The organism is Streptomyces sp. BA2 (assembly GCF_009769735.1).
In the GTDB taxonomy this organism is placed as follows: Bacteria; Actinomycetota; Actinomycetes; order Streptomycetales; family Streptomycetaceae; genus Streptomyces.
The window spans coordinates 1,868,059-1,893,278 of the sequence record NZ_WSRO01000002.1; the positions used below are offsets into that span (position 1 = coordinate 1,868,059).

The 25,220-nt window shown below is 66.5% G+C and carries 17 protein-coding genes and 3 rRNA genes; 6 read left to right on the plus strand and 14 right to left on the minus strand.

The genetic code is table 11. The annotated features are described in order from the left end of the window. Positions 1 to 162 precede the first annotated feature (162 nt). The 11 genes from E5671_RS11010 to E5671_RS11060 all read right to left on the minus strand — a co-directional run bounded on the left by E5671_RS11010 (position 163) and on the right by E5671_RS11060 (position 13,235). Positions 163 to 636, minus strand: a complete 474-nt coding sequence (locus E5671_RS11010; protein WP_006123076.1) for a bifunctional nuclease family protein — start codon at positions 634 to 636, stop codon at positions 163 to 165. Between the two features lie 53 nt (positions 637 to 689). Continuing rightward, positions 690 to 1,433: a transcriptional regulator FtsR gene (gene ftsR, locus E5671_RS11015; RefSeq protein WP_160503669.1), complete on the minus strand. Its 744-nt coding sequence runs from the start codon at positions 1,431 to 1,433 to the stop codon at positions 690 to 692. Between the two features lie 16 nt (positions 1,434 to 1,449). Further along, positions 1,450 to 2,418: an FHA domain-containing protein gene (locus E5671_RS11020; RefSeq protein WP_160510116.1), complete on the minus strand. Its 969-nt coding sequence runs from the start codon at positions 2,416 to 2,418 to the stop codon at positions 1,450 to 1,452. 82 nt (positions 2,419 to 2,500) lie between these two features. After that, positions 2,501 to 3,367 carry a DUF881 domain-containing protein gene (locus E5671_RS11025; protein ID WP_160510117.1) on the minus strand — a complete coding sequence of 289 codons (867 nt, stop codon included), beginning with the start codon at positions 3,365 to 3,367 and terminating at the stop codon, positions 2,501 to 2,503. A gap of 5 nt (positions 3,368 to 3,372) precedes the next feature. After that, positions 3,373 to 3,705 carry a small basic family protein gene (locus E5671_RS11030; protein ID WP_030794354.1) on the minus strand — a complete coding sequence of 111 codons (333 nt, stop codon included), beginning with the start codon at positions 3,703 to 3,705 and terminating at the stop codon, positions 3,373 to 3,375. Continuing rightward, the gene (locus E5671_RS11035) at positions 3,702 to 4,601 is read right to left on the minus strand and encodes a DUF881 domain-containing protein (RefSeq protein WP_160503670.1); all 900 of its coding nucleotides are present in this window, start codon (positions 4,599 to 4,601) and stop codon (positions 3,702 to 3,704) included. The genes E5671_RS11030 and E5671_RS11035 overlap by 4 nt, the downstream gene beginning before the upstream one ends. Before the next feature lie 89 nt (positions 4,602 to 4,690). Beyond that, a complete protein-coding gene (locus E5671_RS11040) occupies positions 4,691 to 7,186 on the minus strand; it encodes a mannose-1-phosphate guanyltransferase (protein WP_160510118.1) in 2,496 nt (831 codons plus the stop codon). A 113-nt stretch (positions 7,187 to 7,299) separates the two neighbouring features. Beyond that, positions 7,300 to 7,908 (minus strand): CDP-alcohol phosphatidyltransferase family protein, encoded by a 609-nt coding sequence (locus E5671_RS11045; RefSeq protein WP_160503671.1) that lies wholly within the window; start codon positions 7,906 to 7,908, stop codon positions 7,300 to 7,302. Positions 7,909 to 8,069: 161 nt separating this feature from the next. Further along, a 5S ribosomal RNA gene (rrf, locus tag E5671_RS11050) occupies positions 8,070 to 8,186 on the minus strand. Positions 8,187 to 8,277: 91 nt separating this feature from the next. Further along, positions 8,278 to 11,400, minus strand: a 23S ribosomal RNA gene (locus E5671_RS11055). A 309-nt stretch (positions 11,401 to 11,709) separates the two neighbouring features. After that, positions 11,710 to 13,235: ribosomal RNA gene (locus tag E5671_RS11060) — 16S ribosomal RNA — on the minus strand. Together the 16S, 23S and 5S rRNA genes form the textbook arrangement of a ribosomal RNA operon. A 681-nt stretch (positions 13,236 to 13,916) precedes the next feature. Between E5671_RS11060 and E5671_RS11065 the strand changes: the two genes are divergently transcribed. Next, a complete protein-coding gene (locus tag E5671_RS11065) occupies positions 13,917 to 14,366 on the plus strand; it encodes a PTS sugar transporter subunit IIA (protein WP_160503672.1) in 450 nt (149 codons plus the stop codon). 77 nt (positions 14,367 to 14,443) lie between these two features. Then, complete coding sequence (gene ptsP, locus E5671_RS11070; RefSeq protein ID WP_160503673.1) at positions 14,444 to 16,114, plus strand: phosphoenolpyruvate--protein phosphotransferase; 1,671 nt, start codon at positions 14,444 to 14,446, stop codon at positions 16,112 to 16,114. 58 nt (positions 16,115 to 16,172) lie between these two features. Here ptsP and E5671_RS11075 read toward each other — a convergent pair whose 3' ends face one another. Continuing rightward, positions 16,173 to 17,066 carry a hypothetical protein gene (locus E5671_RS11075; RefSeq protein WP_160503674.1) on the minus strand — a complete coding sequence of 298 codons (894 nt, stop codon included), beginning with the start codon at positions 17,064 to 17,066 and terminating at the stop codon, positions 16,173 to 16,175. A gap of 76 nt (positions 17,067 to 17,142) precedes the next feature. After that, positions 17,143 to 19,125 (minus strand): acetoacetate--CoA ligase, encoded by a 1,983-nt coding sequence (locus tag E5671_RS11080; protein WP_160503675.1) that lies wholly within the window; start codon positions 19,123 to 19,125, stop codon positions 17,143 to 17,145. Between the two features lie 213 nt (positions 19,126 to 19,338). On the opposite strand from E5671_RS11080, the gene E5671_RS11085 reads away from it, so the two are divergent. Continuing rightward, positions 19,339 to 21,726 (plus strand): glycoside hydrolase family 31 protein, encoded by a 2,388-nt coding sequence (locus E5671_RS11085; RefSeq protein ID WP_160503676.1) that lies wholly within the window; start codon positions 19,339 to 19,341, stop codon positions 21,724 to 21,726. Positions 21,727 to 21,730: 4 nt separating this feature from the next. On the opposite strand, the gene E5671_RS11090 is transcribed toward E5671_RS11085, so the two are convergent. After that, the gene (locus tag E5671_RS11090) at positions 21,731 to 22,264 is read right to left on the minus strand and encodes an NUDIX domain-containing protein (RefSeq protein ID WP_160503677.1); all 534 of its coding nucleotides are present in this window, start codon (positions 22,262 to 22,264) and stop codon (positions 21,731 to 21,733) included. Positions 22,265 to 22,365: 101 nt separating this feature from the next. Between E5671_RS11090 and E5671_RS11095 the strand changes: the two genes are divergently transcribed. From E5671_RS11095 to E5671_RS11105, 3 genes are all read left to right on the plus strand, one after another. Further along, positions 22,366 to 23,172 carry a M15 family metallopeptidase gene (locus E5671_RS11095; protein WP_160503678.1) on the plus strand — a complete coding sequence of 269 codons (807 nt, stop codon included), beginning with the start codon at positions 22,366 to 22,368 and terminating at the stop codon, positions 23,170 to 23,172. 102 nt (positions 23,173 to 23,274) lie between these two features. After that, positions 23,275 to 23,739, plus strand: coding sequence for a zinc ribbon domain-containing protein (locus tag E5671_RS11100; RefSeq protein WP_160510119.1), 465 nt, complete (start codon positions 23,275 to 23,277; stop codon positions 23,737 to 23,739). Further along, the gene (locus tag E5671_RS11105; RefSeq protein ID WP_160503679.1) at positions 23,736 to 24,926 is read left to right on the plus strand and encodes a lipid-transfer protein; all 1,191 of its coding nucleotides are present in this window, start codon (positions 23,736 to 23,738) and stop codon (positions 24,924 to 24,926) included. The genes E5671_RS11100 and E5671_RS11105 overlap by 4 nt, the downstream gene beginning before the upstream one ends. Positions 24,927 to 25,220 lie beyond the last annotated feature (294 nt).

A 25,220-nucleotide genomic window follows, 5' to 3' on the forward strand; every position in this document is an offset into this window, starting at 1 on the left:
CGGTAGGCAGTCGCCAGGGGCTCGTCAACGATCGCCACACTCGGCACGCCGAGTGATAATCACCCTAAGAGTGGTTTGCTGTACCGCACCGCCGGGAAAGGCTAGCCGAATGGTCCGCCGGGACCCTCAGGAAGCGACGGTCCACCGGCTGTTGGTGACGGCCTACTGGCTGTTGGTACCGAAGTCCTCGGGCGAGATCTGGTCGAGGAACTCGCGGAACTTCTCCACCTCGTCCTCCTGCTCGTCCGGAATGGCGATGCCCGCGTCGTCGAGAACACCGTCGCTGCCGTAGATCGGCGTTCCGGTGCGCAGCGCGAGCGCTATGGCGTCGGACGGCCGGGCGCTCACCTCGACTCCACTGGCGAAGACCAGTTCCGCGTAGAAGACCCCTTCTCGGAGGTCCGTGATGCGCACTTCGGTGAGCTCCTGACCCACCGCCTCCAGCACGTCCTTGAACAGGTCGTGGGTCAGCGGCCGTGCGGGCGCCATCCCCTGCTGTGCGAAGGCGATCGCGGTCGCCTCACCTGGTCCGATCCAGATGGGGAGGTAACGATCGCCTCCCACTTCACGCAGGAGCACGATCGGTTGGTTGGAGGGCATTTCCACCCGGACACCTACGACGTCGAGCTCGTTCACACAGCAACCCTAGGACGTGCCCGGCAGGTTTGGGTAGTCGGGCACCCCCCGAGTCAGGGCAACCGCACCCCGAGCGCACTCTGCACCAGTGCAGAGTGCAGCTTTCCGGTCAGCCCGGCGAGTTCCTTCGTACGGGCTTCCGCATGGGCTCTGGTCTGCGGATTGCGGTGCCGGCGCAGCGGCGCCACGACCTGGTCGACCAGGCCGGCCTCACGTTCGGCCGCCGACTTCATGGCGCGCAGATGCCTGGGTTCGATACCGAATCGCCCAAGTTCCACGACGAGCGCGGCGACCGTCACGGCCTCCGCGTCGTAGCCACCGTCCGGCAACGGCACGACAAGCCCGTACGTCTCCCAGTCGGCGAGCTGCTCCGCGTCGATCTCGGCGGCGGCGAGCAGCTCCGCACGGCCCACACGGGCGGCAGTGGGCTCCACGGCGTCACTCACGCCCCAGGCGTCACCGGGCTCGCGCGGCTGCCCCAGGGAGGGCGTGGAGACCCGCTCACCGCGCTCCAGGGCGTCGAGGTGTTCCCGGATGACCTTGAGCGGCAGATAGTGGTCGCGCTGCATCCTCAGGACGTGACCGAGCCGCTCCACGTCCTCCGGGCTGAACTTCCGGTAGCCGGACGGCGTGCGCTCCGGCTCGATGAGCCCTTCCGACTCCAGGAAACGGATCTTGGAGATCGTGACCTCGGGAAACTCGTCACGCAGCGCGTTCAGGACGGCGCCGATGCTCATCAGCCGACGGTCCTCGGCGGCGGTGCCGTTGCCGGCACCGCCCCTCGGTGTTTGAAGCATGGACCTTCCTGACAGATCAGATGCCGATGCCCCGCTGGCTCGCGTAGAAGACCAGCCGGTACTTGCCGATCTGCACCTCGTCGCCGTTCGACAGCGCGACCGAGTCGATGCGCTCCCGATTGACGTACGTGCCGTTGAGGCTGCCCACGTCGGCGACGGTGAAGGAACCGTCCCCGAGGCGACGGAACTCCACGTGGCGGCGCGAGACGGTCACGTCGTCCAGGAAGATGTCGCTCTGCGGGTGACGCCCCGCCGTGGTCAGCTCGCCGTCCAGAAGGAAGCGGCTGCCCGAGTTCGGCCCACGGCGCACCACGAGGAGCGCGGAGCCGAGCGGCAGTGCGTCAACGGCGGCCTGGGCCTCCGGCGAGAGGGCGGGCGAGGCGGTCTGCCCCGTCACCTCCGCGTCGTAGGCCTCAAGGCCCGAGATGGAGATCGTCGAGGTCGTCTCCGACGGACGCTCCGGCGCGGCCCCGGCCCGCAGCGGCGCGCCGCAGTTGGAGCAGAACCGGCTCGCCTCGGCGTTGCGGTTCCCGCACCTCGTACACACCAGGGCCATGGACGGATCCTCCTGCCGCGGCTGCCCCGCGGGGGCATTCGATGCGTACGGATCGGGGGTAAACCCTCCACCCGTACTTGAGGTTGACGGTTCTCCGAAACCTATGCGGCCCGGACCGGCAGGGTCAACAGACGACGCGCCCTGCGCGCCCGAAATGTCACCGCCTGGCCCACCGACCTGGTCACGGAACATCGGGCGCTCGGCGCCCTGCTCCTCGGCATCTCCATGGCGCGGGGCACGGTGCCGGGCGGTGGCGGGATTGCCACTGTCCTCACGTGCGCTCTTGCCGAACAACTTCGCAAACAACTTCACGGGCGATTCCCCTTGACCGAAACAGACCCGCCCGTGGGGCAGGACGAACCCTGATTGCACACACCGGCGTACATCGGCAGCACAGACATCCTCACAACGTCCGTATCCGCCAAACAGTTTCCACCACGCACCACGCTTACAGTGCGCCGACCCCCCGCAACCTCATGCCCTCGACCGGCGGCCCCCATGCACCCCCGCCTCACTGGGACGACGACCGAGCGTAGTCAGGCCGCTTCGCCGCTCGCAAGGCGTCCACCACGATCTTCTCCGCTCGCGTCACGGTGACGGTGGCCTGCTCCTTCTCCAGAGTCTGCACCACTCCACCTGGGATGTTCAGCGCCGGCTCGAGGTCCTGCGGCTTGCCGATGACCTTGAACCGGTAGGGCTTGCCGACCTTGCGGCCGTCCACCCGGACACCACCACTGTCCGTATCCGACAGATAGGTGTTGGCCACTACGCGTACGTCATTGATCTGGATGGCCTCGGCACCCGCGGCACGCAACTCCTGAATGGCGTCGAGCAGCATGTCCGCCTCGACCGACCCCTTCTTGTCATCGATGGTCAGCGTGATTCCAGGACCCTGCGCAGCCACGGTGCCCGCCAGGATGCCGAGTTGACGCTCCTTCTCGACAGTCTGCTTGCGGGCCTCCTCGGCCTGGTCCGAGCTGTTCTCAAGCCCGGTGCGCTGGTCCTCGAGACGCTGCTTCTCACCTTCCAGACGCTGTGTACGGTCATCCAGTTCATCGAGGATGCGTACGAGATCTTCCTGACGTGCGCCACGGAGCGCGCTGCTGTCGTTGTTGGAGCGCACCTGGATGGCAAGACCGAGTCCCAGCACGAACAGCAGCAGGGCCACGATGAGTTGAGGGCGCGTGACGCGAGGCGGCCACAGCCCCTCCATCAGCCGCTGACGGCCGCTGAGCGATGCCTGCTCGCTCTGCTGCTTCTCCTGCTGCTCTGCCTGCTCCGGCGCCGCGCCCTCCCCGGGCTCGGCGGGCACGCTCCGCACCTCTGCGGGCAGCTCCCTGCTCCGGTTCTCGCCCCCGGGGGTCTCTTCCGTAGCCATCCGCGTCACGCCCTGAAGATGTGTCGGCGGATGGCGGCGGCGTTCGAGAAGATCCGGATGCCGAGCACCACCACGACACCGGTGGAGAGCTGAGCACCTACGCCCAACTTGTCGCCCAGGAACACGATAAGGGCGGCAACGACCACGTTCGAGAGGAATGACACCACGAAGACCTTGTCGTCGAAGATGCCGTCGAGCATCGCGCGCAGGCCTCCGAACACCGCGTCGAGTGCCGCCACCACGGCGATCGGAAGGTACGGCTCGACCACCGCCGGAACCTCGGGCCGGACCAACAATCCGGCCACGACTCCCACGACGAGGCCCAGTACGGCGATCACGATGTGCCCTTTCCTGCCTTCGGCTCTGCTGTACGTACGGTCACACTCGGTGCTGCCGGCAGTCGGACATCATCCTGGACGGAAATGCTGGTCCGGACCCCGAAGTTCTCCTGCAGAGCGTGCAGATACTGACCGTCGCGACTGTTCTGGAATCTCGTGCTCAAGCGCTGCCCGTCGCCTACGGCAAGCACCGTATACGGCGGCACCAGCGGCTTGTTGTCGACCAGTATCGCGTCACCCGCGGCCCTGATCGCCGACAGCGCCGTCAGCCGCTGGTCGTTGATGGCGATCGCCTCCGCGCCGGACTGCCACAGGCCGTTGACGACCCGTTGCATGTCGCGGTCGCGCACCCGCCCGGTGTCGGAGAATCCCGCGCTCTCGCGCGGCCCGCCCCCGCCCTGGTCGGCTTCCTTGGCGTCGTCCACCACAAGCTTCACGCCGGGTCCCTGGACCTTGGTGGCACCGGAGAGCAGGGACACCAACTCGCCCTGGCTGCCCCCGTGTTTCTTCAGTGCCTCGCGCTGCCGTTCGTCCACGTCGTCACGGAGCGTCTCGACGTCCTCTTCGAGCTCGTCGGCGTCGGAGGTCGCCGTCTCGATCCGGTCGATGAGCTCCGCGCGCTCCTTGGCGACGACCGGAGCGGCTATCCGCGCCTGCGCGGCACCCACCGTCACCACAAGGGCCGCGAGCACAAGGCCGAGGGCAAGACCGAGCTTCGCCCGCAGCGGACGCGGCACTCCACCCGCGCCCTTGGCCTTCTTGCGTGCCGCCGCCTCGGCGTAGCCCTCGTCCAGGCTGTGGTCCATGACCGTGTTCAGCAGCGACATGGAGGCGTCCGGGCGCCGGGGGCGCGAGGGGGTGCTCCGAACGGGGGGCTGCTGCGGCATGCCGCACATCGTCGCACGTCGCGGGCGTTACCTCCGAATGGCCCCACCGGCGTGCCGGACGGCACCTCTCAAGGGTGCCGTCCGGCCCGTGCCACCGGTCAGCGACCGGCGCTGTCCACCACGGCGGACCACTCGTCGAGCAACGCCTGAGCGGACGCGTCGTCGGGCCCCTCGGCCCACAGATGAGTGACGGCCTCCGCGGGGTCGGGCAGTACCAGCACCCAGCGCCCGTCCGACTCCACGACCCGCACGCCATCGGTGGTGTCCACCGAACGCTCCCCCGCCGCCTCCACCACGGTCCGCATCACAAGCCCCTTGACCGCCCAGGGCGTCGCGAGGTCACGCTGCAGCACATGGGCGCGCGGGATACGCGCGTCGATCTGGCTCAGCGTGAGCTGCGTGCGCGCGACGAGACCGATGAGCCGCACAAAGGCGGCCGTACCGTCGAAGACGCTGCTGAACTCCGGGATGATGAATCCACCGCGGCCGTCCCCACCGAAGATGGTCGACTCGTCACGCCCCACACGCGTCAGATCGTCGGGCGATGTCGTCGTCCAGTCGACCTGCGTCCCGTGGTACGCGGCCACCTGCTCGCCGATACGCGTCGTCGTCACCGGCAGCGCGACCCGGCCACTGCGGCGTTCCGCCGCGACCAGATCGAGCATGACGAGCAGCGCGCGGTCGTCCTCGATGATCCGCCCCTTCTCGTCGACGAGCGAAAGCCGCTCGCCCACAGGGTCGAACCGCACACCGAAGTCAGCACGCGACGACGCCACGATCTCGCCCAGCCGCACCAGACCCGACCTGCGCGCTTCGTAGGTCTCGGTCGGACGCGACTCGTCGAGACCCGGGTTGACGGTCAGCGCGTCCACGCCAAGCCGCCCGAGCAGGCTCGGAAGCACAAGGCCCGCACTTCCGTTGGAGGCGTCGACGACCACCTTCAGATCCGACTCGGCCACACCTGTGGTGTCGACGTTGCGCAGCAGCGAGCCGGTGTAGGAGTCGAAGACACTGGACGGGAAGTGCAGGTCCCCGATCTCGCCGGGAAAGGCCCGCCGGTACTCCTGGCGCGCGTACACCCGGTCCAGCTTCCGCTGACTCCCCTGCGAAAGGTCGGCCCCTCGCGCGTCGAAGAACATGATGTCGACGGAGTCCGGAACCCCGGGCGTCGTCCGGATCATGATCCCGCCGGCACTGCCCCGAGCCGTCTGCTGCCGCGCCACCGGCAGCGGTACGTTCTCCAGGTCCCGTACGTCGATGGCGCTGGCCTGCAGAGCCGAGATCACCGCTCGCTTCAGCGCCCTCGCGCCTCGTGAGTGATCACGGGCGGTGGTGACGGTCGAGCCCTTCTTGAGGGTCGTGGCGTACGCCCCCGCGAGCCTCACCGCGAGCTCCGGCGTGATCTCCACGTTCAGAATCCCGGAGACGCCACGCGCACCGAAGAGATGGGCCTGGCCCCGGGACTCCCAGATGACGGAGGTGTTGACGAACGCGCCGGCCTCGATCGTCTTGAACGGATAGACCCGGACGTTGCCCTGGATAATCGATTCCTCACCGACGAGGCACTCGTCGCCGATGACGGCACCGTCCTCGATGCGGGAGGCCCGCATGATGTCGGTGTTCCTCCCGATGACACAGCCACGCAGGTTGCTGTGCTGACCGATGTAGACGTTGTCGTGCACGACGGCCTTGTGCAGAAAGGCGCCCGCCTTGACCACGACGTTCGATCCCAGGACCGTGTGCTCACGGATCTCGGCACCCGCCTCGACCTTGGCGTAGTCGCCGATGTAGAGCGGCCCCCGCAGCGTGGCGTCGGGGTGCACCTCGGCGCCTTCGGCAACCCAGACACCGGGCGAGATCTCGAAGCCGTCGAGCTCGACGTCGACCTTGCGTTCCAGCACGTCGGCCTGAGCCTTGACGTAGCTCTCGTGGGTACCGACATCTTCCCAGTAGCCCTCGGCGATGTAGCCGTAGATGGGCTTGCCTTCCTTCATGAGCTGAGGGAAGACGTCGCCGGACCAGTCCACCGGCACGTCGGCGTCGACGTAGTCGAAGACCTCGGGCTCCATGACGTAGATGCCCGTGTTCACCGTGTCGGAGAAGACTTGCCCCCAGGTCGGCTTCTCCAGGAAGCGTTCGACCTTTCCTTCTTCGTCCACGATGGTGATGCCGAATTCCAGCGGATTGGGCACGCGCGTCAGACAGACGGTGACGAGCGCTCCCTTCTCCTTATGGAAGTTGATCAGCTCGGTGAGATCGAAATCAGTCAGCGCATCACCGGAGATCACGAGGAACGCATCGTCCTTCAATGCTTCCTCAGCGTTCTTCACGCTCCCGGCAGTGCCGAGTGGCTTCTCCTCATTGGCATAGGTGAGCTCCATCCCGAGCTCTTCACCATCGCCGAAGTAATTCTTGACCAGGGAGGCCAGGAACTGGACTGTCACTACGGTCTCGGTGAGCCCATGCCTCTTCAGCAGCCGCAGCACATGCTCCATGATGGGCCTATTGGCCACAGGCAGGAGCGGCTTGGGCATGCTCGAGGTCATAGGGCGAAGGCGCGTGCCTTCGCCTCCGGCCATTACGACGGCCTTCATGTCGGAAGCGTCCTCCTCAATAGACGACGATCTAGCCGACTTAGCCCGCCAATATAGGCCCGCGAATGTCATTCACGGGACTGCAAGCCTCTACAGCTGCCGAATCGGCGAGCTCAATCGGCCGTGGTGTCCGCACGGACAAGTCGGCGGACCTGAACCACATAGAGGATCCCTGCCCACCAGTACAGAGTTGTACCCCATCCAGCGAACGCCCATCCGAAAATAGCAGCGAGAGTGTTGATCCAGCCACTTCCGTCGCTGAGGAGCAGTAGTGGAAAGGCGTACATCAGGTTGAAGGTGGCTGCCTTGCCGAGGAAGTTCACCTGGGGCGGCGGATAGCCGTGACGCCTGAGGATCCCGACCATCACCAGCAGCATCAGCTCGCGCAGCAGCAGCGCCGCGGTCAGCCAGAGCGGCAGAATCTCCCGCCACGTGAGCCCGACCAATGTCGACAAAATATAGAGCCGGTCAGCGGCCGGGTCGAGCAACCGTCCAAGGTTGCTGATCTGGTTCCAGCGACGGGCCAGCTTGCCGTCGAGGTAGTCACTGATCCCGCTCAGCATGAGCACCAGGAGCGCCCAGTGATCACTCTTGGGCCCGCCGAACTCGGGCCTGAGGATCAACCACAGGAAGAGGGGTACGCCAACGAGGCGCGCCATGCTGAGGATGTTCGGGATGGTGAGGACTCGGTCCGTCTGGACGCGAGTCTCCTGGACCTCCACCCGGGGGCCTCCTGTGGGAAACGAGCCGATGATGCCCCCTGACCTTACCGTCAGTTGTCAGCCGGCGGTGCAGAGGGGTAGCCAAGGGCCAGAAAAGCCCTGGAAACACAAAAAGCCGTGGTCCCTGGACAATAAGTCCAGGGACCACGGCTATAAATTGAGTTCGGCGGCGTCCTACTCTCCCACAGGGTCCCCCCTGCAGTACCATCGGCGCTGTGAGGCTTAGCTTCCGGGTTCGGAATGTAACCGGGCGTTTCCCTCACGCTATGACCACCGAAACACTATGAAACTGTCAACCGCACCGTAGTCGTGGCCCGACATACGGGGTTGTTCGTGGTTTCAGAACCAACACAGTGGACGCGAGCAACTGAGGACAAGCCCTCGGCCTATTAGTACCAGTCACCTCCACCCGTTACCGGGCTTCCAGATCTGGCCTATCAACCCAGTCGTCTACTGGGAGCCTTAACCCCTCAAAGGGGGTGGGAATACTCATCTCGAAGCAGGCTTCCCGCTTAGATGCTTTCAGCGGTTATCCTTTCCGAACGTAGCCAACCAGCCATGCCCTTGGCAGGACAACTGGCACACCAGAGGTTCGTCCGTCCCGGTCCTCTCGTACTAGGGACAGCCCTTCTCAATATTCCTACGCGCACAGCGGATAGGGACCGAACTGTCTCACGACGTTCTAAACCCAGCTCGCGTACCGCTTTAATGGGCGAACAGCCCAACCCTTGGGACCGACTCCAGCCCCAGGATGCGACGAGCCGACATCGAGGTGCCAAACCATCCCGTCGATATGGACTCTTGGGGAAGATCAGCCTGTTATCCCCGGGTACCTTTTATCCGTTGAGCGACGGCGCTTCCACAAGCCACCGCCGGATCACTAGTCCCGACTTTCGTCCCTGCTCGACCCGTCGGTCTCACAGTCAAGCTCCCTTGTGCACTTACACTCAACACCTGATTACCAACCAGGCTGAGGGAACCTTTGGGCGCCTCCGTTACTCTTTGGGAGGCAACCGCCCCAGTTAAACTACCCATCAGACACTGTCCCTGATCCGGATCACGGACCCAGGTTAGACATCCAGCACGACCAGAGTGGTATTTCAACGTTGACTCCACGAACACTGGCGTGCCCGCTTCAAAGTCTCCCACCTATCCTACACAAGCCGAACCGAACACCAATATCAAACTGTAGTAAAGGTCCCGGGGTCTTTCCGTCCTGCTGCGCGAAACGAGCATCTTTACTCGTAGTGCAATTTCACCGGGCCTATGGTTGAGACAGTCGAGAAGTCGTTACGCCATTCGTGCAGGTCGGAACTTACCCGACAAGGAATTTCGCTACCTTAGGATGGTTATAGTTACCACCGCCGTTTACTGGCGCTTAAGTTCTCAGCTTCGCACGCCCGAAAGCGCACTAACCGGTCCCCTTAACGTTCCAGCACCGGGCAGGCGTCAGTCCGTATACATCGCCTTACGGCTTCGCACGGACCTGTGTTTTTAGTAAACAGTCGCTTCTCGCTGGTCTCTGCGGCCACCCCCAGCTCAGAGTGCAAGACTCATCACCGGTGATGGCCCCCCTTCTCCCGAAGTTACGGGGGCATTTTGCCGAGTTCCTTAACCATAGTTCACCCGAACGCCTCGGTATTCTCTACCTGACCACCTGAGTCGGTTTAGGGTACGGGCCGCCATGAAACTCGCTAGAGGCTTTTCTCGACAGCATAGGATCATCCACTTCACCACAATCGGCTCGGCATCAGGTCTCACCCACATGTCATCCGGATTTACCTAGATGACGGGCTACACCCTTACCCCGGGACAACCACCGCCCGGGCTGGACTACCTTCCTGCGTCACCCCATCACTCACCTACTACCATCTTGGGTCGGCGGCTCCACCACTTCCCTTTGCCCGAAGGCTCCAGGACGGCTTCACGGCCTTAGCATTAATGGGCTCGATGTTTGACGCTTCACAGCGGGTACCGGAATATCAACCGGTTATCCATCGACTACGCCTGTCGGCCTCGCCTTAGGTCCCGACTTACCCTGGGCAGATCAGCTTGACCCAGGAACCCTTAGTCAATCGGCGCACACGTTTCTCACGTATGTATCGCTACTCATGCCTGCATTCTCACTCGTGAACCGTCCACCACTCGCTTCCGCGGCAGCTTCACCCGGCACACGACGCTCCCCTACCCATCCCAGCAGGCGTTGGCCCTATATGCTGGAATGACACGACTTCGGCGGTACGCTTGAGCCCCGCTACATTGTCGGCGCGGAATCACTTGACCAGTGAGCTATTACGCACTCTTTCAAGGGTGGCTGCTTCTAAGCCAACCTCCTGGTTGTCTCTGCGACTCCACATCCTTTCCCACTTAGCGTACGCTTAGGGGCCTTAGTCGATGCTCTGGGCTGTTTCCCTCTCGACCATGGAGCTTATCCCCCACAGTCTCACTGCCGTGCTCTCACTTACCGGCATTCGGAGTTTGGCTAAGGTCAGTAACCCGGTAGGGCCCATCGCCTATCCAGTGCTCTACCTCCGGCAAGAAACACACGACGCTGCACCTAAATGCATTTCGGGGAGAACCAGCTATCACGGAGTTTGATTGGCCTTTCACCCCTAACCACAGGTCATCCCCCAGGTTTTCAACCCTGGTGGGTTCGGTCCTCCACGACCTCTTACAGCCGCTTCAACCTGCCCATGGCTAGATCACTCCGCTTCGGGTCTTGAGCGCGCTACTGAATCGCCCTATTCGGACTCGCTTTCGCTACGGCTTCCCCACACGGGTTAACCTCGCAACGCACCGCAAACTCGCAGGCTCATTCTTCAAAAGGCACGCAGTCACGACGTACAGCACAAGTGCTGCACGCGACGCTCCCACGGCTTGTAGGCACACGGTTTCAGGTACTATTTCACTCCGCTCCCGCGGTACTTTTCACCATTCCCTCACGGTACTATCCGCTATCGGTCACCAGGGAATATTTAGGCTTAACGGGTGGTCCCGCCAGATTCACACGGGATTTCTCGGGCCCCGTGCTACTTGGGTGTCTCTCAAACGAGCCGTTGATGTTTCGACTACGGGGGTCTTACCCTCTACGCCGGACCTTTCGCATGTCCTTCGCCTACATCAACGGTTTCTGACTCGTCTCACAGCCGGCAGACTGTGAAAGAGAGATCCCACAACCCCGCACACGCAACCCCTGCCGGGTCTCACACGTATACGGTTTGGCCTCATCCGGTTTCGCTCGCCACTACTCCCGGAATCACGGTTGTTTTCTCTTCCTGCAGGTACTGAGATGTTTCACTTCCCCGCGTTCCCTCCACACTGCCTATGTGTTCAGCAGCGGGTGACAGCCCATGACGACTGCCGGGTTTCCCCATTCGGAAACCCCCGGATCAAAGCCTGGTTGACGACTCCCCGGGGACTATCGTGGCCTCCCACGTCCTTCATCGGTTCCTGGTGCCAAGGCATCCACCGTGCGCCCTTAAAAACTTGGCCACAGATGCTCGCGTCCACTGTGCAGTTCTCAAACAACGACCAACCACCCGCCACCCCACTGGAAACCAGCGAGTACACCGGGGTCGGCACTTGAAGGCAGCCATACGGCCATACCTTCAGATACCCAACAGCGTGCCCGGCCCAGTCATCCCACCCATTCCGCGTTCCACGCCCCGAAGGACAGTACTTGCGGCCCGAGTTGGCCAACTGTGCCGAATAGTCAACGTTCCACCCATGAGCAACCAGCATCAGACGTTCGCTGATGAACTGGCCTCTGACCAACCGGAGTTGGTAAGAAGTGCTCCTTAGAAAGGAGGTGATCCAGCCGCACCTTCCGGTACGGCTACCTTGTTACGACTTCGTCCCAATCGCCAGTCCCACCTTCGACAGCTCCCTCCCACAAGGGGTTGGGCCACCGGCTTCGGGTGTTACCGACTTTCGTGACGTGACGGGCGGTGTGTACAAGGCCCGGGAACGTATTCACCGCAGCAATGCTGATCTGCGATTACTAGCAACTCCGACTTCATGGGGTCGAGTTGCAGACCCCAATCCGAACTGAGACAGGCTTTTTGAGATTCGCTCCGCCTCGCGGCTTCGCAGCTCATTGTACCTGCCATTGTAGCACGTGTGCAGCCCAAGACATAAGGGGCATGATGACTTGACGTCGTCCCCACCTTCCTCCGAGTTGACCCCGGCAGTCTCCTGTGAGTCCCCATCACCCCGAAGGGCATGCTGGCAACACAGAACAAGGGTTGCGCTCGTTGCGGGACTTAACCCAACATCTCACGACACGAGCTGACGACAGCCATGCACCACCTGTCACCCGACCACAAGGGGGGCCGTATCTCTACGGCTTTCCGGGCGATGTCAAGCCTTGGTAAGGTTCTTCGCGTTGCGTCGAATTAAGCCACATGCTCCGCTGCTTGTGCGGGCCCCCGTCAATTCCTTTGAGTTTTAGCCTTGCGGCCGTACTCCCCAGGCGGGGAACTTAATGCGTTAGCTGCGGCACCGACGACGTGGAATGTCGCCAACACCTAGTTCCCACCGTTTACGGCGTGGACTACCAGGGTATCTAATCCTGTTCGCTCCCCACGCTTTCGCTCCTCAGCGTCAGTAATGGCCCAGAGATCCGCCTTCGCCACCGGTGTTCCTCCTGATATCTGCGCATTTCACCGCTACACCAGGAATTCCGATCTCCCCTACCACACTCTAGCCTGCCCGTATCGACTGCAGACCCGGGGTTAAGCCCCGGGCTTTCACAACCGACGTGACAAGCCGCCTACGAGCTCTTTACGCCCAATAATTCCGGACAACGCTTGCGCCCTACGTATTACCGCGGCTGCTGGCACGTAGTTAGCCGGCGCTTCTTCTGCAGGTACCGTCACTTTCGCTTCTTCCCTGCTGAAAGAGGTTTACAACCCGAAGGCCGTCATCCCTCACGCGGCGTCGCTGCATCAGGCTTTCGCCCATTGTGCAATATTCCCCACTGCTGCCTCCCGTAGGAGTCTGGGCCGTGTCTCAGTCCCAGTGTGGCCGGTCGCCCTCTCAGGCCGGCTACCCGTCGTCGCCTTGGTGAGCTTCTACCTCACCAACTAGCTGATAGGCCGCGGGCTCATCCTGCACCGCCGGAGCTTTCAACCCCCTCCCATGCGAGAGGGGATATCATCCGGTATTAGACCCCGTTTCCAGGGCTTGTCCCAGAGTGCAGGGCAGATTGCCCACGTGTTACTCACCCGTTCGCCACTAATCCACCCCGAAGGGCTTCATCGTTCGACTTGCATGTGTTAAGCACGCCGCCAGCGTTCGTCCTGAGCCAGGATCAAACTCTCCGTGAATGTTTTCCCGTAATCGGGATCGCATCCGCGTTGAGCGGAACCAGGAAGAGGAATAATCTTCCGGTTCACAGCGTCCTCGCTGATGTTTTCTTCAAAGGAACCTCGCCTCGACCATGACGGCCGGAGACGGGGTATCAACATATCTGGCGTTGACTTTTGGCACGCTGTTGAGTTCTCAAGGAACGGACGCTTCCTTTGTACTCACCCTCTCGGGCTTTCCTCCGGGCGCTTCCCTTCGGTGTTTCTTTTTGTTCTTCGTTCTTGCGTTTCCGACTCTATCAGACTCTTTCGTGTCCGATTTCCTCGGCGCCTTTCCGGTTCCCGCTCCGGCCTTTCGGCTTTCGCGTTTCCCTTTCCGGCGGTTCCAAACTCTATCAGGACTTTCTCGGCTCCCTGACCACTCATCTGCGAGCACGCAGAAGCTGACCCAGGGATTAGGATCCGACTTGATAGATGCCGCCGAGTCCCGGACGCTGGACCGCGCCGCTTGCCTCAGGCAGGTCTCCGACTGTACATCGGGCGTTGGGGCGGGCGCAAATCGTTTGTGCAGTGCCCCTACTCAGTCATCCGGGACCTCTCACGCGGAACCGGGACTTTTTATGACTTACTCTTCTGAACAGTGCGTCGTCCAGGACAGGTAGTGACGACGGCTACGTATCTCCACCCCCTGGGAGGCTTGCCATGACCAGCGTGACGTCCCCGCTTGCAGGACGCGCCATCGGGCTCTCTGCTGTACCGGACCCCGTGTTCTCCGGCGCGATGGTCGGGCCCGGCACGGCCATCGACCCCGCGCGTGAGCCCTCCGAGGCTGTCGCCCCCGTCGACGGCATCGTCGTATCGCTTCACCCCCATGCCTTTGTCGTCGTCGACGACGAGGGTCACGGCGTCCTTACCCACCTGGGCATCGACACCGTCCAGCTCAATGGCGAGGGCTTCGAGCTGCTCGTCAACAAGGGTGACACCGTGCAGCGCGGTCAGTCCATCGTGCGCTGGGACCCGGCGGGCGTCGAGGCAGCCGGCAAGTCTCCGATCTGCCCGATCGTGGCACTCGAGGCCACTGCCGAGTCCCTCTCCGGCCTCGTGGAGGATGGCGACGTGAAGGCTGGAGACGCTCTCTTCAGCTGGAAGTGACGTCATCGCCGTCCCTGACGGCAGGTAGGACATCCACCGCGGCGGCTGGGCCCGTCGCTCTATCGGAGACGGGTGAAATGGAGACAACGCTGCGAGGCGTCGGCGTGAGCCACGGTGTGGCGATCGGCGAGGTTCGGCACATGGGGACGGCGGTCCTTGAGCCGCCTGCCAAGCAGATTCCCGCGGAGGAGGCCGAGCGCGAACAGGGGCGCGCTCGCCAGGCTGTGGAAGCTGTCGCCGCCGACCTGAATGCGCGTGGCCATCTGGCGGGCGGCGAGGCACAGCACGTGCTCGAGGCGCAGGCCATGATCGCCCAGGACCCCGAGCTCATGGCCGACGTCGACCGCCGCGTCACCGTCGGCAGCTCGGCGGAGCGCGCGATCTACGACGCGTTCTCGCACTACCGCGAGCTGCTCGCGGGCGCCGGTGAGTACATGGCCGGCCGCGTCGCCGACCTCGATGACGTGCGGAATCGTATCGTCGCCCGTCTGTTGGGCGTTCCCATGCCCGGTGTGCCGGACAGCGACGAGCCCTACGTCCTGATCGCGCGTGACCTCGCGCCGGCGGACACCGCGCTGCTCGACCCCGCGCTTGTGCTCGGCTTCGTCACCGAGGAGGGCGGGCCGACCAGCCACAGCGCGATTCTCGCTCGGGCGCTCGGTGTGCCCGCGATCGTCGCTCTGCCGGGTGCGGGTGAGCTGGCCGAGGGCACGGTGGTCGCCGTGGACGGCAGCACCGGTGAGATCTTCGTCGAGCCGAGTGCGGAGAAGAGGAGTCAGCTCGAGGCCTCTGCCGCCGCGCGCAAGGCCGCGCTCGCCGCGTCGACCGGCCCCGGTGCCACGTCCGACGGGCACAAGGTGCCGTTGCTGGCCAACGTCGGCGGACCCGCGGACGTGCCGGCCGCGGTGGAGGCAGGGGCCGAGGGTGTCGGTCTCTTCCGGACCGAGTTCCTCTTCCTCGACGACAGCACCAAGGCGCCGTCGGAGGAGAAGCAGGTCGAGGCGTACCGCAAGGTGCTCGAGGCCTTCCCCGAGGGCCGTGTCGTCGTGCGTGTGCTCGACGCGGGTGCCGACAAGCCGCTCGACTTCCTGACGCCCGGCGATGAGCCGAACCCGGCGCTTGGCGTGCGTGGGCTGCGGTCGCTGCTCGAGCACCCCGACGTGCTGCGTACGCAGCTGACGGCGCTGGCCAAGGCCGTGGAGGGGCTGCCGGTCTACCTCGAGGTCATGGCGCCGATGGTCGCCGACCGCATCGACGCCAAGGCGTTCGCCGACGCGTGCCGTGAGGCGGGGCTGCAGGCCAAGTTCGGTGCCATGGTGGAGATTCCGTCGGCCGCTCTGCGGGCGCGCTCGATTCTCCAGGAGGTCGAGTTCCTGTCGCTCGGCACCAACGACCTCGCGCAGTACGCCTTCGCGGCCGACCGTCAGGTGGGCGCTGTGTCCCGGCTCCAGGACCCGTGGCAGCCCGCGCTGCTCGACCTGGTCTCGCTGTCCGCCGAGGCGGCCAGGGCCGAGGGCAAGAGCTGTGGTGTGTGTGGCGAGGCGGCCTCCGACCCGCTGCTCGCGTGTGTACTGACCGGTCTCGGCGTCACCTCGCTGTCGATGGGTGCGGCGTCCATTCCTTACGTGCGGGCGACGCTGGGCAAGTACACGCTGGCTCAGTGCGAGCGTGCGGCGGCTGCCGCGCGTGCCGCGGACAGCGCCGAGGAAGCCCGGAAGGCCGCGCAGGCGGTTCTGTCCGGCGAGTAGCCGGAACCCGGTGTGTGAGGGGCGCTCCATCCCGTGTGGATGGGGCGCCCCTCGGCGTTCAGTGGCGGTGTCCCCCTCCGGGTCCGTCGTCCCCGATGGTCGGTGCGGCGCAGTAGTCGACGCCTGATTCCGGGGCGACCAGGTCGCCTGACACCGCGTCGGTGCAGTAGGCGTCGAAGACCTCGGCGGCGGTGAGGGGCAGCAATCGCTCGCCGTGCAGGCGCCAGCCCTGGACGCGGTCGCGTTCTCCGTCCGCGATGCTGCGCATCACCACGCCCGCGGCGCTGTGGGTGGCGATGCCCACCGCGAGGACCGTGGTGAACTCCAGCGCTTCGGTCTCGTCGAGTTCCGCGTTGCCCTCGGCGTCCCGTGCCGCGTGCAGCGCGGCGAGGAGTGTCTCCGGAGCTGCGGGGACGCTGCAGACGAGGTGCCGGGTGCCGGGGGCTGAGGTGTCGAGCAGTTGGACGAGCAGGTCCGATGCGCGGTTGAAGGCGGCTCGGCCGATGTCCTCGCCGCAGACCGCGCAGGAGCCGAGCCGGGCCAGGAGCATCGTCGCGTACTCCCAGGTGGCCTGGCGGACCGCCTCGTCGACGAGATCGGGGAGGAGCTCGGCGAGGGGCTGGCCGTCGTACGGCACGGTGGGGCCGGTGGCGGCGAGTTCGGCGGTGAAGCGGGTGCGGCTGGCCGGGGCGTCGGGGTCGATGCCGGTCTCGGCGCAGTACTCCTCGAACTCCTCGGGGTCGAAGAGGGCGATGGTGGTGTGTCCGCCGTCGGACGCGAGCGACCTGAGGAGGCCTTCGGCCTGCCGGAGGTAGGCCGTGTGGTCGTCGAACGTGAAGGTGCGGTAGCGGCGCATCGCCGCGAAGTCGTCCTCGTCGACCAGGAGACCGATGGTGCCGGCGACTTCGCGGCGTAGTGCGCGTCGCATGGTGGTGTGTTGAGTGCGAGCCATGATTCCCCCTGCGATACGTCGATCAATGCTCACTCAGAGTAATTGCCAGCACTGACAACGACCGCTGGGCCGGGAATCAGGAGCGTTTGCGGGCCAACTCCTCGTAGAAGCGGAGCAGGTCGAGGTTGTCCACCGAGCCGGGGTTGACCGCCTTGTCGAGTGCCGTGCCTTGGAGCAGCCGCTTGACCGGGACCTCGATGCGCTTACCCGTGAGGGTGTGCGGGATGCCGGGGACCTCGATGACCTCGTCGGGGACGTGACGCGGGGAGAGCTGCGCGCGGATCGTCTGCTTGATGCGGTCGCGGAGACCGTCGTCGAGGGTGGCGCCGGGGGCGAGGTGGATGAAGAGGGGCATCCAGTAGCCGCCGTCGGGTTGTTCGACGCCGATGACGAGGGATTCGCGGATTTCCGGGAGGCGTTCTACGGCTTCGTAGATGTCGGCCGAACCCATGCGTACGCCTTGGCGGTTGAGCGTGGAGTCGGAGCGGCCGTGGATCACGACCGAGCCGTGCGAGGTCACGGTGATCCAGTCGCCGTGGCGCCAGACGCCGGGGTAGGTGTCGAAGTAGCTGTCGTGGTAGCGGCTGCCGTCCGGGTCGTTCCAGAAGTGGATCGGCATGGAGGGCATCGGGTTGGTGACCACGAGTTCGCCGACCTCGTCGATGAGGGGCTTGCCCTGGGGGTCCCAGGCCTGGAGGTCCGTGCCGAGGCCGGGGGCCTGGAGCTCGCCGATGTGGACGGGCAGGGTCGGTACCGCTCCGGCGAAGCATGAGCAGACGTCCGTGCCGCCGCTGACCGAGGCCATCCACAGGCCGCCCGGGGTGTCCTCGAACTCGTCGTGGAGCCAGCGGAATCCGTCGGGCGGCAGCGGGGAGCCGGTGGTGGCGACGCACTGGACGGTGGAGAGGTCGAAGTCGCGGGCCGGGTGCACGCCCGCCTTGCGGCAGGCCATGACGTACGCCGCCGATGTGCCGAAGAGCGTGGCCTTCGTGCGTTCGGCGATGCGCCACTGGGCGCCGGTGTCGGGATAGCCGGGGCTGCCGTCGTAGAGGACGATCGTGGTGCCGGTGAGGAGGCCGGAGACGAGGAAGTTCCACATCATCCAGCCGGTGGACGTGTACCAGAAGAAGCGGTCGTCGGGGCCCAGGTCGCAGTGCAGGCCAAGCTGCTTGAGGTGTTCGACGAGGATGCCGCCCTGGGACTGGACGATGGCCTTGGGCAGGCCCGTGGTGCCGGAGGAGTAGAGCACCCACAACGGGTGGTCGAACGGCACCGGTTCGAAGACAGGGGCCGTGTCCGACGCGGTGAGGGCGGCCCATTCCAGGGCGCCTTCGGGGGCCTCGGTGCCGAGCAGCGGGATGTGGACGACGGCGCGCAGGGTGGGAAGTTCGCGGCGCAGTTCGGCGACGGCGTCGCGGCGGTCGTGCTCCTTGCCGCCGTAGCGGTAGCCGTCGACGGTGAACAGGACGACCGGTTCGACCTGCTGGAAGCGGTCGAGGACGCTGCGTGCGCCGAAGTCCGGGGCGCAGGAGGTCCAGACGGCGCCGACGGCCGCGGTGGCCAGGAGGGCGACGACTGCCTGCGGGATGTTGGGGACGTAGCCGCTGACGCGGTCTCCGGGGCGCACGCCCAGTGTGCGCAGCTCCGCCGCCAGGGAGCCGACCTGGCGGCGGAGTTCGCCCCAGGTCACGGCGGCCGGCTCATGGGTCTCGTCAACATGGAGGAGAGCCGGGTCGCTCGTGCGCATGGGATCCTCGGCGGCGCGCAGTGCGTGTTCGGCGTAGTTGAGCGTGGCTCCGGGGAACCATTCGGCGCCCGGCATCGAGCGGTCGCCGAGTACGCGCGCGTAGGGCGTCGAGAACCGCACGTCGAACCAGTCGGTCACGGCCTTCCAGAACGTGTCCAGTTCGTCGACGGACCAGCGGTGGAGTGCCGCGTACCCGCCGTCGGCGGGTGCTCCGTGGCGTTCGGCGGCCCATGCCTGGAACCGCGTGATCTGCGCGGCGGCGATCCGTTCCTGGTCGGGCTGCCAGAGCGGTGAGGGGTTCGCTGAGGACATGGGGCGGCTCCCGGGCTTTACGCGTCGTATGCGTGTGGGTGCGCGCGTGCTGGTTGTGCGCGCGACACGGCTGACAGGGACGATGCCACGTGATCGATTTCGACACCAGGGTGTGCCTCACACAGTCGGCGCGGCGACTATGTGCCCTCACTCCAGGTGAACGGCAGTTGAACGATGCACACGTGTGGCTTCTTCGGTGGCAGGGTGAGCAGCATGAACGGTCGTGACCTGGTGCGTTCGATGAAGGCGGTCAGCTTGATCGGTACGGCGCAGGGGTTGCGTGCGGTGCGGTCCTCTTGGCGTAGGCGGCGGGTGGACGCGGCCGCGCTCGCCCCTCGGGGTGTCGAGCGCGCGCGGGTCCCGGGTCCGGTGACAGGGGTGGAGCCGGGGCCCGGGGGCGGGGTGGTGCGGTTCGCCCGTTCCGAGCTGCGGGTGCGGGTCACGACGGGCGGGGCCATCTTCTGGGGCTGGGACGGTGCGCAACCCGATCCCTCGTACGCGCTCGTCAGCGGGAGTCCCGAGGCGGACCCGCGGGCCGTCCTCGAGCCTGACAAGGAGGGCGGCTGGCGGGTGGTGTCGGAGCGGGCGACGGTGGTCGTGTCGCGGCTCGGCGCCGTGGAACTGCGGACGCCCGGCGGTCTGATGCTGCGCCGTGATCTGCCGCCCCGCTGGTGGGAGTCGGGGGACGGCGCTGCGCGCTGGCTGCAGCGGTCGCAAGTGGCGGCGGACGCACGGTTCTTCGGTCTCGGGGGACGCGCGCAGGGGCCCCGGCTGCGGAACGGCACGTACCGCCTGTGGAACACCGATCCCGGGGGTTCGTTCGGGCCTGGCGACGGCCCCTTGTACATCACCATGCCCGTGCAGCTCGTCGTGGCCGATGTCGGCTGCCATCTGGTGTTCCACGACAACACGTGGGACGGCACCGTGGCGGTGCGCGAGGGCGAGGTGGGTGCGGGGTCGGGGCATGACAGGGCTGGTTCGTGCGAGGTACGCATGGACGGCGGGCCGCTGCGGTGCTGGGTGATGGTGGGCACGCCCGCGCGCGTGCTGCACACCTGGACCTCGCTCACCGGGCCGCCCGCGCTGCCTCCCGCGTGGGCGCTCGGGCACCATCACGCGCGGTGGGGCTTCGGCAGTGAGCGTGAGGTGCGGCGGATCGTCGCCGGGTACCGGGAGCGGGAACTGCCGCTGGACGCTGTTCATCTGGATATCGATCACTACGAAGCGCATCAGGTGTTCACCGTCGACAAGGAGACCTATCCCCACTTGCCGCAGCTCGCCGACGACTTGCTCAGGGACGGCGTGCGGCTGGTGTCGATCGTCGACCCGGCGGTGAAGGCCGAGCCGGGCAATGAGGTCTACGACAGCGGGAGGGCTACGGACGCCTTTGTGCGGGATGCCGCGGGGCGGACGGTGCACGGGGTCGTCTGGCCGGGCCAGGCGGTGTATCCGGACTTCACGGACGCGCGCGTGCGGGCGTGGTGGGGCGGCCTCTACAAGGAGCGGCTCGCTCAGGGGTTCGCGGGTTTCTGGCACGACATGAACGAGCCGGTGTCCTTCGCCGCTTTCGGGGAGCCGACGTTGCCCCGCTCGGCCCGGCACGCCCTGGAGGGCCGTGGGGGCGACCACCGCGAGGCGCACAACGTGTACGGCCTCGGCATGGCGCGCGCCGGGTACGAGGGCCTTGCCGAACTGCACCCCCAGGAGCGGCCGTTCCTGTTCTCGCGCTCCGGGTGGGCGGGAATGCAGCGCTACGGAGGGACGTGGTCCGGGGACGTGGCCACGGGGTGGCCGGGCCTGCGGGCGTCGCTGTCGCTGGTCCTCGGTCTCGGGCTGTGCGGCGTGCCGTACTCGGGTCCTGATGTGGGCGGGTTCGACGGCAGTCCGTCGCCCGAGCTGTATCTGCGGTGGTTCCAGCTCGGGTCGTATCTGCCGCTGTTCCGTACGCACGCCGCGCTGCGGGCCGGGCGCAGGGAGCCCTGGGAGTTCGGTCCCGATGTGCTGGAGCACGCGCGCGTGGCGCTCGTCGAACGTCGGCGGCTGCTGCCGTACTTCGTGACGCTCGCGCATCTGGCGCGGCGTACGGGAACGCCGTACGTGCGGCCCTTGTGGTGGGGCAGTCCGGAGGACCGGGCGCTGCGTGACTGCGAGGACGCGTTTCTGCTCGGGGACTGTCTGTTGGTGGCTCCGGTGTTCGAGCCGGGGGCCGTCCGCCGCACGGTGCGGCTGCCGGCGGGCCGTTGGTACGACACGGCGACCGGCCAGGCGTACGAAGGGCCCGCCCGTGTGCTCCTGGAGGCTCCGCTGTCCCGCATCCCTGTGCTCGCGCGGGCCGGCGCCGTACTGCCGGTGCGGGGTGCCGACGGTGGGCTCGAGCTGGAGGTGTGGGCGCCTGTGCCGGGGCGTACGGGCGGCGGCCTGGTGGTCAGGGACGCGGGTGACGGGTGGGAGCAGCCGGAGATCGAGCGGTTCGCCACGCGGTGGGCCGGAGGGCGTGTGGTGGTCGAGCGGGACGGCCGGTCCGTCGAGGACGCCGCGGAGGCGGCGGGCGATGTCGGGCTGCGGGTGACGGTGCGGGGAAGCGCGCGGCGTCAGATGTAGGGCGTCAGATGTAGCGCCCTTCGAACCAGGCGCGGACCGCCAAGGTGTGCAGAGGGAAGGCGAGTTCGGCCGGGCGGTGCAGCAGGTGCCAGCCTTCGGTCTCGCCCGTGGGGGCGGGCTCCGGCAGCTCGGTTGCCGGGCGCTCGGGCAGGAGGCCGAAGAGCAGCAGGTAGCCGTCGGGTGCGCTGAGCGCCTCCACCAGGCGGACGTCACGGCTCGCCGCGCCGATGCCGGTCTCTTCCCGCAACTCGCGGACCACGGCGTCCCGCCAGTCCTCCCGGTCGTCGATGAATCCTCCGGGCAGGGCCACTCCCCCGCGCGCGGGGGCGATGGTCCGGGTCACGACGACCAGGGCGGTGCCCTTGGTGTCGTACACGGGCTGCAGGGCCACCGCCACGGGCAGCGGATTGCGATAGGCCGCCGTGCCGCAGGCGGCGCAGGTGCGGGGCCAGGTGGAAAGGCGGTCCCCGTAAGGCGCCCCGCAGCTCGAACAGTGGGAGCCCGGGGTGGGTTCGGCGCGGTGCTGGGTTGCGGACACGCCGCGGACTGTATCCGATCTCTGTCCGATCTCCGGTGGCGGTCTTTTCCTCCGGTGACGGTCTTTTCCTCCGGGGCCGGATCCTGATAGATGCAGGGTTCATGACAGGACTTGCCCCCGCGCTGCGGAATCTTGCCGTCACCGCCACCGCTCTCGCCGCCGTGGCCGCCGCCCCCGCGCCCGCCCACGCCAAGCCCGAACCCAAGGCTCCCGATGAGTTCGTGGCGTTGCGCGACGTCGACCCGACGATCATCCAGGAGATGCGGTACCTCACCCCGCACAACTTCGTGGGTGAGCCCATCGACGGCTACAGGAAGCCGATGTGCATCCTCACGGAGCCCGCGGCGAAGGCCCTGCACAAGGCGCAGCGGACACTGCTGCGCAAGGGCTACTCCCTGAAGGTGTACGACTGTTACCGGCCGCAACGGGCGGTCGACCAGTTCGTGCGCTGGGCCGAGGACCTCGGCGACGTACGCATGAAGGCGGAGTTCTATCCCCATGTCGACAAGTCGCGGTTGTTCGAGGACGGTTACATCGCGGCGAAGTCCGGTCACAGCCGTGGCTCGACGCTCGATCTGACGGTCGTGAAGCTGCCGGCCCTGCCGACGCGTCCGTACGTCCCCGGAGAGCCCCTCACGCCCTGTTTCGGGCCCAAGGAGGAGCGGTTCCCCGACAACTCCGTGGACATGGGGACCGGCTTCGACTGCTTCGACACCCTCTCCCACACGGACGATCCCCGGATCACCGGCGAGCAGCGCGCCAACCGCGATCTACTGCGGGGCGCGCTGTCCAAGGTCGGGTTCGTCAACCTCCCTGAGGAGTGGTGGCACTTCACCTACAAGCCGGAGCTCTTCCCGGACACTTACTTCGACTTCCCCGTGGCGCGCCGCTCTCTGCAGGGGAAGTAGCGGGTGCCGGGCTACTGACGGGATCCGGTTGCCCGTGGCACACTTCTGACGTTCCGTCAGATCCAGTGTCGTGGAGGAACCTTGTCGCGTACGCGTACTCCCGTGGTGACCGGCTGGTTCGCCGGGGAGGGAGACAACTTCCGCCTACTGGGCACGCGCTGCTCGGCCTGCGCCAGTGTCTTCTTCCCCCGCGAGGACGGCTTCTGCCGCAATCCCGGCTGCTCGGGCGGTGACCTCGACGAGGTGCCGCTCTCCCCCCGCGGTCGCGTCTGGTCGTACACGGACAGCCGCTATCGCCCACCCGCGCCCTATGTGTCCGATCCGGAACTCCCCTGGCAGCCCTACACGTTGATCGCTGTGGAGCTGGAGGCGGAGCGGATGGTGGTGCTCGGCCAGTCGGTTCCGGGGGTCACCGTCGCCGATCTGGAGGTCGGCATGGAGGTGGAGGTCGTCCCCGGCGTGCTCGACGAGGACGGCGAGTACGGCGAGTACGGCGAGGGCGGCGGCGAGGCCCGGGAAGAAGCAGCGACGACGTGGTACTGGCGGCCGGTGGGGGTGGGCGCATGACCAGCGAGGTGGCGGTGCTCGGCGCGGGCATGCATCCCTGGGGCAAGTGGGGCCGCAGCTTCATCGAGTACGGCACGGCGGCGGCCCGCGCGGCGCTCGCGGACGCCGGCGTCGACTGGCGCGACGTTGGTTCGATCGTAGGCGCGGACACGGTGCGCGGCGGCTACCCCGGTTACGTGGCCGGGGCGACGTTCGCGAAGGCGCTCGGCTGGCAGGGCGCGCGGGTCGCGAGTGTGTACGCGGCGTGCGCGTCCGGGGCGCAGGCGATCAACACGGCGCGTACGCAGATCCTCGCGGGCCTCGCCGACGTCGTCCTCGTGGTCGGGGCGGACGCGGCGCCCAAGGGGTTCTTCCGGCCCGCCGGAGGGGACAGGCACGACGACCCGGACTGGCTGCGGTTCCGGCTCCTCGGTGCCACCAACCCCACGTACTTCGGCCTGTACGCACGCCGCAGGATGGCGGTGCACGGCGACACACTGGAGGACTTCGCCCAGGTCAAGGTGAAGAACGCGGCGGCGGGGGCGCTCAATCCGAACGCGCGCTACCGCAAGGCCGTCAGCGCCGACGAGGTGGCCGCGTCGGCCGTCGTCGCCGACCCCTTGCGGCTGCTCGACATCTGCGCGACCTCCGACGGAGCGGCGGCGCTCGTGCTCTCCAGCATGGAGTTCGCGCGGCGGCGCGGCGCGACCAGCCCCGTGCGAATCCGGGCCGTGTCCACGGTGACGCCGACGTACCCGAACACCGTCCTTGACCTGCCGGACATCGCGACGGACTCCGCGGCAGCCGTGGCGCCGGCCGACGGGACCTTCCGCGCCTCCATCGCGCACGCCGCGTACGAAGAAGCGGGCATCGGACCCGACGAGCTCTCCGTGGCGGAGGTCTACGACCTCTCGACCGCGCTCGAACTGCAGTGGTACGAGGATCTGGGGCTCTGCGGCGAGGGAGAGGGGGCCAAGCTGCTGCGGGAGGGGGCGACCGCTCCGGGCGGGCGCATACCGGTCAACCCCAGCGGCGGACTCGCCTCCTTCGGAGAGGCAGTACCGGCGCAGGCCATCGCCCAAGTGTGCGAGCTGACGTGGCAGTTGAGGGGTACGGCGGGGGCGCGCCAGGTCGCGGGGGCGCGCGCGGGGATCACCGCGAACCAAGGGCTGTTCGGGCACGGCTCCTCGGTCGTCGCGGTGCGCTGAGCGCTGTCACCGGCTCTCCCCGGCCCGACGCGGGGAGAGCCCACGGGCGCCTCACGGGGGAAGGGCTCACGCCGGTTAACCGTTGCCGTCCGCGACCTTGACGCTCCATCACCACCGGTGAACACTTCCGGTGTCAGTCGGCATCGCCGCACTTCGGCTCCTCGCCACTCAGGGCCCCTGTACGCGCGAAGGTCTGCACGAACAGCCTGTTCAGCGGGTCATCCCCCTCTGGGCGATTCGACTGCGACGGCACGCTCGCCATGGAAGCCGAGCGGGGCGCGGGACACCCCTGCC

Coding starts and splice junctions, on each gene's coding strand:
- ftsR (WP_160503669.1), bottom strand. CDS start 1,433: ATGCTTCAAACACCGAGGGGCGGTGCCGGCAACGGCACCGCCGCCGAG.
- E5671_RS11040 (WP_160510118.1), bottom strand. CDS start 7,186: ATGAAGGCCGTCGTAATGGCCGGAGGCGAAGGCACGCGCCTTCGCCCT.
- E5671_RS11095 (WP_160503678.1), top strand. CDS start 22,366: ATGACAGGACTTGCCCCCGCGCTGCGGAATCTTGCCGTCACCGCCACC.
- E5671_RS11080 (WP_160503675.1), bottom strand. CDS start 19,125: ATGTCCTCAGCGAACCCCTCACCGCTCTGGCAGCCCGACCAGGAACGG.
- E5671_RS11105 (WP_160503679.1), top strand. CDS start 23,736: ATGACCAGCGAGGTGGCGGTGCTCGGCGCGGGCATGCATCCCTGGGGC.
- E5671_RS11035 (WP_160503670.1), bottom strand. CDS start 4,601: ATGTGCGGCATGCCGCAGCAGCCCCCCGTTCGGAGCACCCCCTCGCGC.
- E5671_RS11075 (WP_160503674.1), bottom strand. CDS start 17,066: ATGGCTCGCACTCAACACACCACCATGCGACGCGCACTACGCCGCGAA.
- E5671_RS11065 (WP_160503672.1), top strand. CDS start 13,917: ATGACCAGCGTGACGTCCCCGCTTGCAGGACGCGCCATCGGGCTCTCT.
- ptsP (WP_160503673.1), top strand. CDS start 14,444: ATGGAGACAACGCTGCGAGGCGTCGGCGTGAGCCACGGTGTGGCGATC.
- E5671_RS11025 (WP_160510117.1), bottom strand. CDS start 3,367: ATGGCTACGGAAGAGACCCCCGGGGGCGAGAACCGGAGCAGGGAGCTG.
- E5671_RS11085 (WP_160503676.1), top strand. CDS start 19,339: ATGAACGGTCGTGACCTGGTGCGTTCGATGAAGGCGGTCAGCTTGATC.